The organism is Citrobacter pasteurii (assembly GCF_019047765.1).
In the GTDB taxonomy this organism is placed as follows: Bacteria; Pseudomonadota; Gammaproteobacteria; order Enterobacterales; family Enterobacteriaceae; genus Citrobacter; species Citrobacter pasteurii.
Map to the genome: position 1 here is coordinate 4,251,507 of NZ_CP077262.1, position 13,842 is coordinate 4,265,348.

12 protein-coding genes and 1 pseudogene are annotated in these 13,842 nt (G+C 54.0%); 4 read left to right on the forward strand and 9 right to left on the reverse strand.

The features are described 5' to 3' along the window. Positions 1–21: 21 nt before the first annotated feature. The 3 genes from cdaR to dgt form a co-directional block, all read right to left on the reverse strand. Positions 22–1,179, reverse strand: a complete 1,158-nt coding sequence (cdaR, locus tag I6L54_RS20620) for a DNA-binding transcriptional regulator CdaR (RefSeq protein ID WP_005132128.1) — start codon at positions 1,177–1,179, stop codon at positions 22–24. 147 nt (positions 1,180–1,326) lie between these two features. Then, complete coding sequence (gene degP, locus I6L54_RS20625; RefSeq protein WP_005132129.1) at positions 1,327–2,760, reverse strand: serine endoprotease DegP; 1,434 nt, start codon at positions 2,758–2,760, stop codon at positions 1,327–1,329. A 129-nt stretch (positions 2,761–2,889) separates the two neighbouring features. Continuing rightward, positions 2,890–4,407, reverse strand: coding sequence for a dGTPase (gene dgt, locus I6L54_RS20630; RefSeq protein ID WP_040230028.1), 1,518 nt, complete (start codon positions 4,405–4,407; stop codon positions 2,890–2,892). A gap of 83 nt (positions 4,408–4,490) precedes the next feature. On the opposite strand from dgt, the gene mtnN reads away from it, so the two are divergent. Genes mtnN through I6L54_RS20645 form a run of 3 tightly spaced genes read left to right on the forward strand, consistent with a single transcriptional unit; the run spans position 4,491 to position 6,643 of the window. Continuing rightward, positions 4,491–5,189, forward strand: a complete 699-nt coding sequence (gene mtnN, locus I6L54_RS20635; protein WP_040230026.1) for a 5'-methylthioadenosine/S-adenosylhomocysteine nucleosidase — start codon at positions 4,491–4,493, stop codon at positions 5,187–5,189. Further along, positions 5,182–5,982 carry a vitamin B12 ABC transporter substrate-binding protein BtuF gene (gene btuF, locus I6L54_RS20640; RefSeq protein WP_005132134.1) on the forward strand — a complete coding sequence of 267 codons (801 nt, stop codon included), beginning with the start codon at positions 5,182–5,184 and terminating at the stop codon, positions 5,980–5,982. Before mtnN ends, btuF begins: the two co-directional genes overlap by 8 nt. Positions 5,983–6,019: 37 nt before the next feature. Continuing rightward, complete coding sequence (locus tag I6L54_RS20645; RefSeq protein WP_005132135.1) at positions 6,020–6,643, forward strand: TRIC cation channel family protein; 624 nt, start codon at positions 6,020–6,022, stop codon at positions 6,641–6,643. A 119-nt stretch (positions 6,644–6,762) separates the two neighbouring features. On the opposite strand, the gene erpA is transcribed toward I6L54_RS20645, so the two are convergent. From erpA to clcA, 3 genes and pseudogenes are all read right to left on the reverse strand, one after another. Beyond that, positions 6,763–7,107, reverse strand: coding sequence for an iron-sulfur cluster insertion protein ErpA (gene erpA, locus I6L54_RS20650; RefSeq protein ID WP_003018581.1), 345 nt, complete (start codon positions 7,105–7,107; stop codon positions 6,763–6,765). After that, positions 7,100–7,165: pseudogene (gene yadW / locus I6L54_RS20655) on the reverse strand (small protein YadW). Before yadW ends, erpA begins: the two are co-directional and overlap by 8 nt. Positions 7,166–7,188: 23 nt before the next feature. After that, the gene (gene clcA, locus I6L54_RS20660; RefSeq protein WP_040230022.1) at positions 7,189–8,610 is read right to left on the reverse strand and encodes a H(+)/Cl(-) exchange transporter ClcA; all 1,422 of its coding nucleotides are present in this window, start codon (positions 8,608–8,610) and stop codon (positions 7,189–7,191) included. A 168-nt stretch (positions 8,611–8,778) separates the two neighbouring features. Here clcA and hemL point away from each other — a divergent pair, with 168 nt between their 5' ends. Then, on the forward strand, positions 8,779–10,059 hold the full coding sequence (gene hemL, locus I6L54_RS20665; protein ID WP_040230021.1) for a glutamate-1-semialdehyde 2,1-aminomutase: 1,281 nt from the start codon (positions 8,779–8,781) through the stop codon (positions 10,057–10,059). Positions 10,060–10,174: 115 nt separating this feature from the next. On the opposite strand, the gene fhuB is transcribed toward hemL, so the two are convergent. The 3 genes from fhuB to fhuC are packed head-to-tail and all read right to left on the reverse strand — an operon-like array spanning position 10,175 to position 13,841. Beyond that, positions 10,175–12,157 (reverse strand): Fe(3+)-hydroxamate ABC transporter permease FhuB, encoded by a 1,983-nt coding sequence (gene fhuB, locus I6L54_RS20670; protein ID WP_040230020.1) that lies wholly within the window; start codon positions 12,155–12,157, stop codon positions 10,175–10,177. Beyond that, a complete protein-coding gene (gene fhuD, locus I6L54_RS20675; protein ID WP_040230018.1) occupies positions 12,154–13,044 on the reverse strand; it encodes a Fe(3+)-hydroxamate ABC transporter substrate-binding protein FhuD in 891 nt (296 codons plus the stop codon). The genes fhuB and fhuD overlap by 4 nt, the downstream gene beginning before the upstream one ends. Further along, positions 13,044–13,841: a Fe3+-hydroxamate ABC transporter ATP-binding protein FhuC gene (gene fhuC / locus I6L54_RS20680; protein ID WP_040230016.1), complete on the reverse strand. Its 798-nt coding sequence runs from the start codon at positions 13,839–13,841 to the stop codon at positions 13,044–13,046. The genes fhuD and fhuC overlap by 1 nt, the downstream gene beginning before the upstream one ends. Between the last annotated feature and the right edge of the window lies 1 nt (position 13,842).

Genomic DNA, 13,842 nt, shown 5'->3' on the forward strand with positions numbered 1-13,842 from the left:
GTAGCGCCATCAGGCAATGAATCAATGCTGCTCATCCAGCTGTAACGCCACATACAGCAGCAGTCTGTCATCGAAATTCCCCAAATCCAGCCCGGTAAGTTCTGAAATACGATTCAGGCGATATTCCAGCGTATTGCGATGGATAAATAGCGCCTTTGAGGTCGCCAGCGGCTGTACGTTGTGGCGAAACCATGCCGCTAATGTTCGACGCAGCAAGCCGTTGTTATCCATCGCTTTCAGTCGTACCAACGGACGGGCCAGCTCATTAGCCTGCCAGCCACCACGCAAGCTGTCTAACAGCACTGGCAACATTAAATCCTGGTAAAAATAGCTGCGGCTTTCCGGCATCCGTTGCTTACCGACCATCATGGTGGTGCGCGCCGTACGATACGAACGGGCAATACTGCCGGGTCCGGTAAAATAGTTGCCCAGCGATACGCGAAAGCGTAGCTGTCCGTTCTCTTTCATACGGGCGATCAGCTGTTCAACACGCTTGCGATGATCTTCTGCATCCCAGCGGCCAAACTGATTCAGTGCGGGTTTCAGAACCACCATCTCAGTCAGTGAAACAATCGCAATCAGGTTATTTCGTTCTGGTGTCGTCAACGCATTTTGTAATTGCTGTAGTTCAGCCATGGCACTGTCTACACCAAGCTGACCGCTGTCGACCTCCACCACCGCTACCACGCGCGGCTGGTTCAGATCTATACCTAGCCGCTGCGCCCATTCCACCAGCGCCGGGGTGTTCTCTTCAGCCTGAATCAGGTTCATCACCAGTTCTTCGCGCAGACGACTGTCCTGAGCGAGCAGATGCATCAAACGCGACTGCTCCAGCATCATTTCGGCGGTCATACACACCAACTCGCCGTATTTACGCAGATGTTCCGGTTCACCGGTAAGCCCGATAACACCAACGATTTCGCCTTCAAGACGCAACGGCAGGTTTATCCCCTGACGCACGCCGTGCAAATGCCTTGCCACTGCATCGTCAATGTCCACCACCCGGCCTTGTGAGAGCACCAGCAGCGCACCTTCGTGCAATTCACCAATACGTTCGCGATCGCCACTGCCAATGATCCGCCCACGGGCATCCATTACGTTGATATTGGTATCAATGATGCGCATCGTGCGCGCCACGATATCCTGCGCCATTTTGGTATCGAGATGCCAGCCAGCCATAAACCCCTCCTGTGAGCAGAGCTCAAGCATAGGGAAGATAATAAGCGGCGACATTGTGCAAATGCACAAAGCAGAAGGAAGAAATATGGAGTTGTGGGAGGTATCACAAAAAGAACCCCTTCCTTTACAGGAAGGGGTTGAGGGAGATTACTGCATCAACAGATAGATGGAGCTGTCGCCACGCTGAATGTTCAGCGCCAGTACAGCCGGTTTACTGTCGAGAATTTTGCGCAGTTCGGCGATGTTTTTCACTGGTTGCTGGTTAGCACCGATGATGACATCCCCTTTCTTCAGGCCAATCTGTGCCGCCGGCGAATTCGGTTTCACATCACTTACCACGACACCTTTATCCTGGCCTTTGTTGCTCATATCCGCACCTTCAATGCCTTTGAAGATAGAGCTGGAATCAACCTGAGTCTGGCTGCTCTGCTGCAGTTCCAGGTTCACCGTTACCGGCTTACCGTCGCGCAGCAGGCCAAGGTTAATTTTACTCCCCACTGGCATGGTGCCAACCTGCGCACGCAGGGCTGCGAAGCTGCTGATTGGTTTACCGTTCAGTGATGTAATCACGTCACCAGCTTTGATACCGGCTTTCGCTGCAGAAGAGTTCGGCATCACCTGGCTGACGAATGCCCCGCGCTGGGCATCCACTTTCATCGCTTTCGCCAGCTCAGAGCTCAGCTCAGTCCCCATAATACCCAGCTCACCGCGTTTAACCTGACCGAACTCAACCATCTGCGAAGTCAGGTTTTTCACCATGTTGCTTGGGATAGCAAAACCGATCCCGATGTTGCCACCATCCGGTGCGAGGATCGCGGTGTTAATCCCGATCAACTCACCATTCAGGTTAACCAGCGCACCACCAGAGTTACCGCGGTTGATCGCCGCATCCGTCTGGATAAAGTTCTCGTAGTTTTCGGCATTCAGGCCACTACGCCCCAGTGCAGAAACGATACCTGATGTCACCGTTTCACCGAGGCCAAACGGGTTGCCAATCGCTACAGTGTAATCACCCACGCGCAGCGCATCAGAATCTGCCAGCTTAATTGCCGTCAGGTTTTTCGGATCCTGAATTTGGATCAGCGCGATATCAGAGCGCGGATCTTTTCCGACGATCTTCGCGTCAAACTTACGCCCATCGCTCAGTTGAACCTTGATCACCGTGGCATTATCGACCACATGGTTGTTGGTCACAACATACCCTTTCGCGGCATCAATGATGACGCCAGACCCCAGCGCCATAAATTTCTGCTGCTGTCCGCCGCCGTTGTCAGCGCCCGGAGCACCGCCCTGGCAGAACGGGGAGCTCTGGAACGGAGAACCGTCCTGGCAGAACGGAGAGTTATCACCGAAGAACTGCTGGAAATTACGCGGCATACGCGGCGTATTGACCGTCGTGCTCCCCTCGACATTAATACTCACCACCGATGGCATCACTTTTTCGAGCATCGGGGCCAGGCTTGGCATCTGTTGGGCTGTTGTCGCTGAAGACGCTGTCTCAGCCGCCGTTGCAGACAGGGGGGACAACGCCAAACCTAAACTCAGAGCCAGTGCACTCATTGCTAATGTGGTTTTTTTCATGTGTTTCGTTCTCGATTAACAGGTCACGCAAAATTGCTGTATACCTCAGAGTCGTTTTATAGCGCTAAGTTCCAGAATGAAGTTTAAGGAAAAAGTAAAATTTTATTGTCCGCCTTTACAAATGAGTATTTATTGTTCTACCGCCATCAGCCGTCTATATTCATCCCAGGCATACAAGTCAGTCATCCCGCTGATATAATCCTGAATTAAACGACAGCGGTAATAATATTCCATGACCGGGAACTCGGCACTACCCGGCAATATTTTACTGACCGCCTCAACATAAGCAAGACGATGGCGGGTAGACAACTTCTGAAATAATCGTGATTCGATAGGAAACTGTTTTAATCTTTCGTGTTCAACCAGCCCGCTAAAGTCGGATAATGACATTTTTAACAGTGGTTGGTAGATTTCCAGAAGCCCACTGATAACCCGATAGCCTTGCAATTCCAGTTGCTCCACATCTGGATGGCTAAATACATGTTTTACCGCCACATTTTTATAGACACCCAGCAACTGGCTGAAGCTACTGGCATCTTCTAATAAAGCGTGATTAAAACTCCCCTCAAAAATTTGTGGCACATTATCAATAAAACGCTGAGCGGCGTACGGTACCAGCTTATTCAGCGTGTTAACGCGTAAATACATAAAGAACTGATCTTCCGTACTGCGGCTTAATGTATTTGAGCGAGATTTTTCCCAGGCGTTCTCAACAACCAGGCTAAACAGGGAACCTTTTTCATGATGTCCCCACGCCTCATACAGATGGTGGTAAAGCTGCTCGACGCTGAAGATTCTTTTCTCAACAGCATCCTCCAGATCAGCCACACAATAAGAGATATCGTCCGCTGCTTCCATAATCCAGGTTAACGGAAAGCGACTGTAAGGTGCTAAGGATAATTCTTTACGTAACCGCTCAATATACGGTTCCTCGGAAAGGTAATATCCTGGTTTCTTCATTAAATAGCTATGCGTCGCCGGCGTACCTCCACGCCACCATGCCGGGCGCGTATATTTTAAAATTCCCCCCACCTGCGACCAGGTCAGGTTCATGCGCATCAGGGTATGCACCAGCCGAATGCCCTGCGCATTGCCCTCAAAATGGCACAGGTCCTGACGTACCTTGCGGCGAATATCATTGAGCGACTCTTCACCTTCACGCAAGCATAACGCAGACACCAGGCAGCGATCGTCGCTTAACGGCTGACTTTCAGCATCAGCCGGATAGAGTCGCTGGCGAAACCAGTCATTAATTGCTGCCTCGCCAAAATGACCAAACGGCGGATTGCCGATGTCATGCATCAGGCAGGACATTTCGACGATGCTTTCAAAGGGACCGGTCAATTCATCCAGGCCGTACTGCTCCAACAGCTTTTGCTCTTTCAGTCGGCTGAGGATCTCTTTGGCGATATAACGTCCTACCTGCTGAACTTCCATCGAGTGCGTCAGGCGCGTACGCACCGCCGCGTTACGCTCCAACGGAAAGACCTGGGTTTTTTGCTGCAGTCGGCGAATAGCCGGAGAATTGATAATGCGTCCACGGTCGCTTTCGAAAATGCGCAGGATCTCATGTTCAGATTTCACGCCCTGCGGCGAACGGTAACGACGATGCCAGTTTATTTTTTTTCGGAAATCGATCTGTGCCATGTCCTCTCCCGCCTGAGAAATGCGCTACCCCTTAAGCGCATGATAGACTATGCCCTCAAATCTGGCTTATCGCGAGTAAATCTATGAAAATCGGCATCATTGGTGCAATGGAAGAAGAAGTTACGCTGCTGCGTGACAAAATCGAAAACCGTCAGACAATCGCTCTTGGCGGTTGTGAAATTTACACCGGCCAACTGAACGGTACTGAGGTTGCGCTACTGAAATCAGGCATCGGTAAAGTGGCTGCGGCGCTGGGCGCAACGCTGCTGCTTGAACACTGCAAGCCAGATGCCATCATCAATACCGGTTCAGCGGGTGGCCTGGCTTCTACGCTGAAAGTGGGTGATATCGTGGTTTCTGACGAAGCGCGCTATCACGATGCTGACGTCACCGCATTCGGCTATGAATTTGGCCAGTTACCGGGCTGCCCGGCCGGTTTTAAAGCCGACCCGGCACTGATTGCGGCGGCGGAATCCTGCATTGCCGAACTCAATTTGAACGCGGTCCGTGGACTGATCGTCAGCGGCGATGCCTTCATTAACGGTTCCGTTGGCCTGGCAAAAATTCAGCATAACTTCCCGCGGGCAATTGCCGTTGAGATGGAAGCAACCGCAATTGCGCACGTGTGTCACAACTTTAACGTGCCGTTTGTTGTCGTTCGCGCTATCTCTGACGTCGCCGATCAGCAGTCCCATCTCAGCTTTGACGAGTTCCTGGTCGTTGCTGCGAAACAGTCAAGCCTGATGGTTGAAACGCTGGTACAGAAACTGGCACATGGCTAAATACATCTCCAGGGCGCTGGTCGCCCTGCTTTTCATGCTTCCGGCGTGGCTTTACGCCGCGCCGCGCGTTATTTCGCTTTCCCCAGCCAACACTGAACTGGCCTTCGCCGCCGGTATTACCCCCGTTGGCGTCAGCAGCTATTCAAACTACCCGCCAGAGGCCAAAAATATTGAAGAGGTCTCAACCTGGCAAGGCATGAATCTGGAACGTATTGTGGCGCTCAAACCCGATTTGGTTATTGCCTGGCGTGGAGGGAATGCTGAGCGGCAGGTTAATCAACTGACCGCCCTGGGAATTAAGGTCATCTGGGTCGATGCCGTCACCATCGAGCAGGTCGCTGAGGCATTGCGTCAACTTGCGCCATGGAGTCCCAAGCCTGAACAGGCAAAGCAAGCAGCGCAAACCTTGCTTGATGAGTATGCTTTACTAAAATCTCAGTATGCCAACAAACCAAAAAAACGTGTGTTTCTCCAGTTTGGCGCAAATCCTCTGTTTACCAGTGGAAAAGGTTCCATTCAAAACCAGGTTCTTGAGGTATGTGGTGGAGAAAACATCTTTTCCGGCAGCCGGGTTCCATGGCCGCAGGTCAGCCGCGAACAGGTTCTGGCGCGCGCCCCTCAGGCAATTGTTGCTACCGGCGGTTCAGGCGAAATTCTTAAAATTGAGCAATACTGGGGAAATCAGCTAAAAATTCCGGTTATTACTCTTGATAGTGACTGGTTTGAACGCGCGAGCCCGCGTATTATCCTCGCCGCAAAACAACTCTGTAATGCGCTTTCACAAGTAAATTAGCGCCTGCCCCCACCAGGTTTGTTGTGAGGATGTAAAGATGCTCGTCTATTGGCTGGATATTGTCGGTACCGCGGTATTTGCTATCTCTGGCGTATTGCTTGCCGGAAAACTGCGTATGGACCCCTTCGGCGTTCTGGTCCTGGGCGTGGTAACCGCCGTCGGTGGCGGTACGATCCGAGATATGGCGCTGGATCATGGCCCCGTATTCTGGGTTAAAGATCCCACCGACCTGGTAGTGGCGATGATCACCAGTATGTTGACGATCGTGCTGGTGCGTCAGCCAAGACGCTTACCGAAATGGATCCTTCCGGTGCTGGATGCCGTCGGCCTGGCGGTGTTCGTGGGTATTGGCGTGAATAAAGCGTTTCTCGCCGGAACCGGACCCCTGGTGGCAATTTGTATGGGGGTCATTACCGGCGTCGGCGGCGGAATTATTCGCGACGTGTTAGCGCGTGAAGTGCCGATGATCTTACGTACCGAAATCTACGCTACCGCATGCATCATTGGCGGCATCGTCCACGCCACCGCGTTTTATACCTTTAATGTGTCGCTGGAAAACGCCAGTATGATGGGGATGGTCGTTACCCTGCTGATTCGGCTTGCCGCCATTCGTTGGCATTTGAAATTGCCGACGTTTGCGCTGGATGATAACGGGCGTTGATGTGACGATGCAGAACATGTAGGCCGGATAAGGCGTTTACGCCGCCATCCGGCATATTGCCCGGTGGCACTACGCTTACCGGGCCTACACCGTCAGACCATCGGTATTACAGACAGCAATCAGATGCTGAAAGAGGAACCACACCCGCAGGTGCTTTTGGCGTTCGGGTTAGTCACAACAAAGCGAGAACCTTCCAGACCTTCGGTGTAATCAACCGCACCGCCTACCAGATACTGCAGGCTCATCGGATCAACCACCAGACCAACACCCTGCTTCTCAATGGTCATATCACCATCGTTTACCTGATCATCAAAGGTAAAACCGTACTGGAAACCGCTGCAACCACCGCCGGTGATATACACGCGTAATTTCAGATTTGGGTTATCTTCATCTGCGATCAGGCTTTTTACTTTATTGGCTGCTGCTTCAGTAAATTGCAGTGGCAGCGCTACGTCATCACTCATATTTTGCTCCAAACGACATTGGCAATTGGGCAAATTATAACCCAATGGTTGAGGCCATTATCTAATACCCTGGTATTTCGTTCAAGTATTCTCGCCCGTGGCGGTACTCTGGCTTTTTGCCGCCTGCTCTGCTTCCTGTTTAGCCAGTGTGCGGGCAAGGATAGTCGAGTATAGCGGTTTTCCACCCATAAACTGGGCTAATAGTGTTGCGCCAAGACAGGTAATAATCATTGGCAAAATGAGCTGATAGTTATCCGTCATTTCCAGCACCAGCACAATGCCCGTTAACGGCGCACGCACTGAAGCGGCCAGCAATGCCCCCATCCCGGCAATAGCAAACGTCCCCGCCTCCAGATGATACTGCGGAAACGAGGCTGCTGCAGCCATGCCAAATGCAGTTCCCAGCAATGTGCCTAACGCCAGCATCGGGGCAAATATCCCACCAGGCGCGCCGGATGAGAAGCACAGCAGCGTGGTGAGGACCCTGGCGATAAAGATAAACAGCAGCAGGCCCACGCTGAAATTGCCCGCAGCGGCAATCGGGATCAGGTTAAATCCACCGCCTGCCGCTTCAGGTTGAATCAAACCGAGGATCCCGCACAGGCCGCCGATCACACCGCCCATCAGCACCCATTTTTTAATTTCACCACCGTGAAAGCGTTGAAACATATCCTGGGTACGCAACACCATGGTATTGAACAACGGCCCGACGCAACCAAAAATAATCCCAAGGATGAGGTACAACCACAGCGTATTAACCGGCGCATTGGAGAGTTTCCCGACCTCAATAATCGGAGCCTCGCCGTTGAAAATACGAAACACAATGCTCGACATAATCACGCCAGTAAATACGGCTTTGATCGACACGAGGTTATAACGAAACTGTGGTCGCATCTCTTCAATAATGAACAGAATGCCGGCCAAAGGCGCATTAAACGCAGCCGACAGCCCCGCAGCCGCACCGGTTGCCAGTAAGGTGTGCCGCGCTTCGGCGCTACGCATGCGGAAAATATCCAGCACCATGCGCCCGATATTGCCACCAATTTGCACCGTTGGCCCTTCCCGGCCAAGCACCATTCCGGCGCCCAGCGTTCCCATACCGCCGATAAATTTTACCGGCAGCACACGCCACCAGCGCACTGGGCGGAGCTCTTCCAATGCGCCTTCAATCTCAGGTATCCCCGAACCACCGGCTTCCGGGGCAAATTTACGCACCAGAAAATACCCCACCATCGCCAGCAGTGCAGAAAGAATAAACGCCAAAGGCCATACCAGGACGGCGTGGTCAGCAACCTGTGCCAGCGTGCCAATACGCAGATTTTGCACCCAGGTCACGGCTTTCTCAAACGCCACACCCACTAACCCCGTCACTGTCCCCACCACGGCGGCCATAAAGAGGATCGCCAACGGCGTTTTGTCACGCTCAAGGAGTCGACGGATCTGATCCCTGCGCCGTAAACGCACAATTTGTTGTGCTTCAAAAGAAGGGGTGTCTGTTTTCATCAGATAATCATTAATTGGTAATACAAATACGGAAACGGCATTCTACTCGCACGTTTCGTGAAAATCCCCTGCAAATCGTATTGTTTCAAATACGCAAAACTTTCATAACCTTCTCTGAATAACTAGAATAGCGGGCATTTACTTTTTCTACGAACCAGGACCCCATCCATGAGTAAGTCTGAAAACCTCTACAGCGCAGCACGCGAACTTATCCCCGGCGGCGTTAACTCCCCCGTTCGTGCCTTTACTGGCGTGGGTGGTACTCCGCTGTTTATTGAAAAAGCGGACGGCGCATATCTGTATGATGTCGATGGTAAAGCCTATATCGATTATGTCGGCTCCTGGGGGCCGATGGTGCTGGGTCATAACCACCCGGCAATTCGCAATGCCGTGATTGAAGCGGCAGAGCGCGGTTTAAGCTTCGGCGCGCCGACCGAAATGGAAGTAAAAATGGCGGCGCTGGTCACTGAGTTAGTGCCAACCATGGATATGGTACGTATGGTGAACTCCGGTACCGAAGCCACAATGAGCGCGATCCGTCTGGCGCGTGGTTTCACCAGACGCGATAAGATCATCAAATTTGAAGGTTGCTACCACGGCCATGCTGACTGCCTGCTGGTCAAAGCCGGTTCCGGCGCGTTAACGCTGGGTCAGCCTAACTCCCCAGGGGTTCCGGCAGATTTCGCGAAACATACCCTGACCTGCACCTATAACGATCTTGCCTCAGTACGTGCGGCATTTGAACAGTATCCGCAGGAAATCGCCTGTATTATCGTTGAACCGGTTGCCGGCAACATGAACTGCATCCCGCCACTGCCGGAATTCCTGCCGGGCCTGCGTGCGCTGTGTGATGAGTTTGGCGCACTACTGATCATCGATGAAGTGATGACCGGTTTCCGCGTCGCACTGGCTGGTGCGCAGGATTATTACGGCGTTGTACCGGACCTGACCTGCCTGGGTAAAATTATCGGTGGCGGCATGCCCGTTGGCGCATTTGGCGGCCGTCGTGATGTGATGGATGCCCTGGCCCCAACCGGGCCGGTTTACCAGGCGGGTACGCTGTCCGGTAATCCAATTGCGATGGCGGCAGGATTCGCCTGTCTGAATGAAGTCGCCCAGCCGGGGATTCATGAGACGTTGAACGAACTGACCACGCGCCTGGCAGAAGGCCTGCTGGAAGCCGCTCAGGAAGCAAATATTCCATTGGTGGTTAACCATGTCGGCGGGATGTTCGGGATTTTCTTCACTGACGCAGAAACCGTAACCTGCTATCAGGACGTGATGGCGTGCGATGTTGAGCGCTTCAAGCGTTTCTTCCACATGATGCTGGATGAAGGCGTTTACCTGGCGCCGTCTGCCTTTGAAGCAGGCTTTATGTCTGTCGCGCACAGCGAAGAAGATATCAATAACACCATCGACGCCGCACGCCGGGTGTTTGCGAAATTGTAAAAAAGAGAACGGGCAGAAATGTAGGCCGGGTAAGGCGAAGCGCCGCCACCCGGCTTTTTTATTGCCGGATGGCGACGCAAAGCGTCTTATCCGGCCTACATGAAAGGGGTCAGCCTCAGCGACTCTGCTTTCTCAGCAGATAGATAAAATACGGCGCGCCAATAAACGTCGACAGTAATCCCGCCGGGATCTGATACGGAAACAGCACCATACGCCCGCACCAGTCGGCAAACACCAGCAACACGCCCCCCGCCAGCGCGGATATCACCATATGCGGCATCGTACGTCGAAAACCTAACATCCGTGCAATATGCGGCGCCATCAGCCCGACAAAGCTCAACGGACCGATTGTCATGGTCGCCGTAGCGGTCAGACCCGCAGCCAACATCAGTAAGCCAACACGCGACGGCGTTAATGCCATACCGACAGCCCGTGCAGTGTCCCCTCCTAACGGTAGAATCGTCAGCCAGCGGCGACACAACGGCGTTATCGCCAGCAGAATAATCATTACAATGCCGGTACGTAAAACCTGTTCGTTGGAGGCGTTATAAGTCGAGCCGGACATCCAGGTCAGAATGCCCGCCATGCGAGGATCGCCGCTGGCTTGCAGCATCATCAGCAGCATAGTAAATGCCGTACTGAGCGCCATCCCCGCCAACAGCATCCTGTGCGGCGAAAAACCACCTCGCCCGGCGGCAATCATAATAATAAGTAAGGTGACCGCTGCCCCGAGGCTCCCGGCGGGCAACAGCCAGCCAAAGGCATTGCCGGGGACCAGAAACAACATGAGCACGACACCGAAGGCCGCGCCGGAACTAATGCCCAACACTTCCGGGCTGGCCATCGGATTACCGGTCAAACGCTGAATAATACAACCCGCCACAGCCAGCATTACGCCAGCCACCAGTGCAGCCAGGATACGCGGCCAGCGCCAGGGCATCAGTTCATCCAGCATTGTGCCACTGGCCCAGTTCCAGCCGTGTGCATCACGGCCCAACGACAGCGCGACCACAACCGTCAGCAACAATATTGCGCCCCCAGCCAGCGCGAACATCAGCACGTGCTGGCGCTCAGCGGCGACACGGTTGCTGGCATTCATATCCGGCGTACTTATGCTCTTCAGACGCGGCAGCAACCACAGCAGTAGCGGTGCGCCAATCAGCGCCGTCACCGATCCCGTGGAGACTTCCATCCAGACGCGAGTGAGCCACAAAATAATTTGATCGGAGAGCCAGAGGATCAGCGCGCCAATGAGCGGGGCCAGCAGCAGACGCGCCAGCAAACGCCGCGCGCCGAGCATTTTCGCCAGCAGCGGCGCAAACAGGCCAATAAAGCCGATAATCCCGACGGCGTTAACCAGCAAGGCGCTGAGAACAATCGCCAATGACAAGGCCGCCAGACGCGACAATGACAGCGCCAGTCCGAGATTACGCGCCACGCCGTCATCCAGTCCCATCAGCGTCATTGGGCGTAATAGCAGCAGCGTCAACATCACGCCCCCCACCAGTTGCGGCCACAGTCTTTGCACCCCGCTCCAGTCGGTTTGCGTTAGCGTGCCGCTGCTCCATAAAAACATGCTTTGCAGTTGATCGTGATGGAAGATAACCATCAACTGGTTAATCGCCCCGCAGTACAGGCTGACCACCAGCCCGGCAAGGATTAACGTCACCGGAGAAAGACGCTTGCCCCAGGCGACGCCAAACACCAGCGCCCCAACAATACAAGCCCCTGCCAGCGCCGCAAACTGCGTGGTAAGCGCACCGGGAATAACCCACAGCGTAGTCACCGTGATGCCAAGTTGCGCACCGGTCGCGACGCCCAGCGTGGTTGGCTCTGCCAGCGGGTTACGCAGCACCTGCTGAAACAAGACGCCGACCAGCCCCAGCCCGGCGCCAACCAGTAGTGAAATCGCCAGCCTCGGCAGCAGACTGTAGTGGAAAACCATCTGCTCAATGAGATCAATATTCGGTGACCAGATAGCCTGTTGCCACTGGCTACGCGGTAGAGCAGCGGAAAAGTTAAACCAGGTCAACCAGCAGGCAGCCACAAACAGAACCGCCAGCAGCAGGGTCGGGAATAGTGCAATTCTTTTACTCACGCTTTGCCCCCCAGCGCATTATCAAGAATGCGCGCGAAGTGCATAGCCGATAGCGTGGCGCCATAGAACCAGACGGCAGGGACGCGCTGAAAACGTCCGCTGCGGACAAACGGCATCGCCTGCCACAACGGTGTAGACATCAGCGTTTGCATATCCTTGTTGTTACCGTGATCGAAGCACAGCACATCGACATCTTTGTAGGCGGCAAGCCGATCAATCCCTACCGCGGTGCTGCCCCAAAAGTTGGTTTCACCCTGCCAGGCGTTGCGGATCCCGTACTCATCCAGCACCTCCTGAAACAAGCAGTTAGGCCCAAACACCAGCATATGGCGAGGATCGAGCAAAGTTATCAGCAGTAATGGCCGCGAGCCTCGCTGAACAAAGCGCGGTTTCAGGCTGGCAATCACGTGTTCGTACTGCGCCAGATGACGTTCGGCAGCGGTCTGCAGATTCAGCAACTGCGCCAGTTCTTGCAACGACTGACGCGCAACCGCCAACGGCTTTTTGCCATCACTGAAGTTAAAGCCACGACCCGGCGCAATACGTGCAAGCTTCTCAGGTGCAGGACCGTAACCTGCCGACCAGACCATAAATGAGGGTTTCATTTCGGTCAGCAGTTCGAGATTAGGTTCAGTTCGTAATCCGACATCGATGACGGAGTCCGGCAGCGCGGGTTCGTTGACCCACAGTTTGTAGTTTGGAACATCCGCGACGCCGTAAGGTGCAACACCCAACGCCAGCAGCAGCTCAACCGGAAGCCATTCCAGCGCCACTATACGCTGTGGATCAACCGCCGCCGCACGGGCTGTATTCATTTGCCACAGTAGCGGCGACAACGCCATTGCCGTTAGCAGCCGTCGACGGGAAAGATGAGGTAATCCAATCATTAATAGACAAAACTCACGGGTGCGGCACCGGCCGGATGCGGCAAAATGCCCATCGGGATACCGTAAATCAGTTCCAGGGTTTCACTACGCATCAGTTCCGCGGGGGTTCCCTGTGCAATCATTTCACCACCGCGCAGCGCGACCAGGTAATCACAGTAGCGGGCCGCCATATTGATATCATGCAGTACGGCGATCACCGTCAACCCACGCTGTTGGCTCAAGCGATGCACCAGCGCCAGCACGTCAACCTGATGCGCAATATCCAGCGCCGAGGTCGGTTCGTCAAGCAGCAGGCAACGGCTGTCTTGTGCTACCAGCATGGCGATCCACGCACGCTGACGCTCGCCGCCAGACAAGCTATCCACCAGGCGATGCGCCAGCGGTTTGAGCCCAACAAGCGTAATTGCCTCTTCCACTTTCTCTCTGTCGGCCACGCCAAAACGTCCCAGCGCGCCATGCCAGGGATAACGACCAATCGCTACCAGCTCACGTACCGTCATCCCTTCGGCCTGCGGTAACTGCTGGGGTAAATAGGCAACCTTACGGGCAAACGCTTTGCTGCTCCAGCTCTCCAGCGGCTGCTCATCAAGCAGGATTTCACCTTCTGACGGCGGCTGATGGCGCCCCAGCATTTTCAATAAGGTGGATTTACCGGAGCCGTTGTGGCCGATAAGCCCCGTCACTTTACCCACGGGAAAGGTTAACGAGAGAGGATGCAAAAGCGTGCGGCCAGGCACACGGAAGGAGACATTCTTCAACGCAAACGTCGTGTCGGGATGGGATCTGTTTTCCTGCATA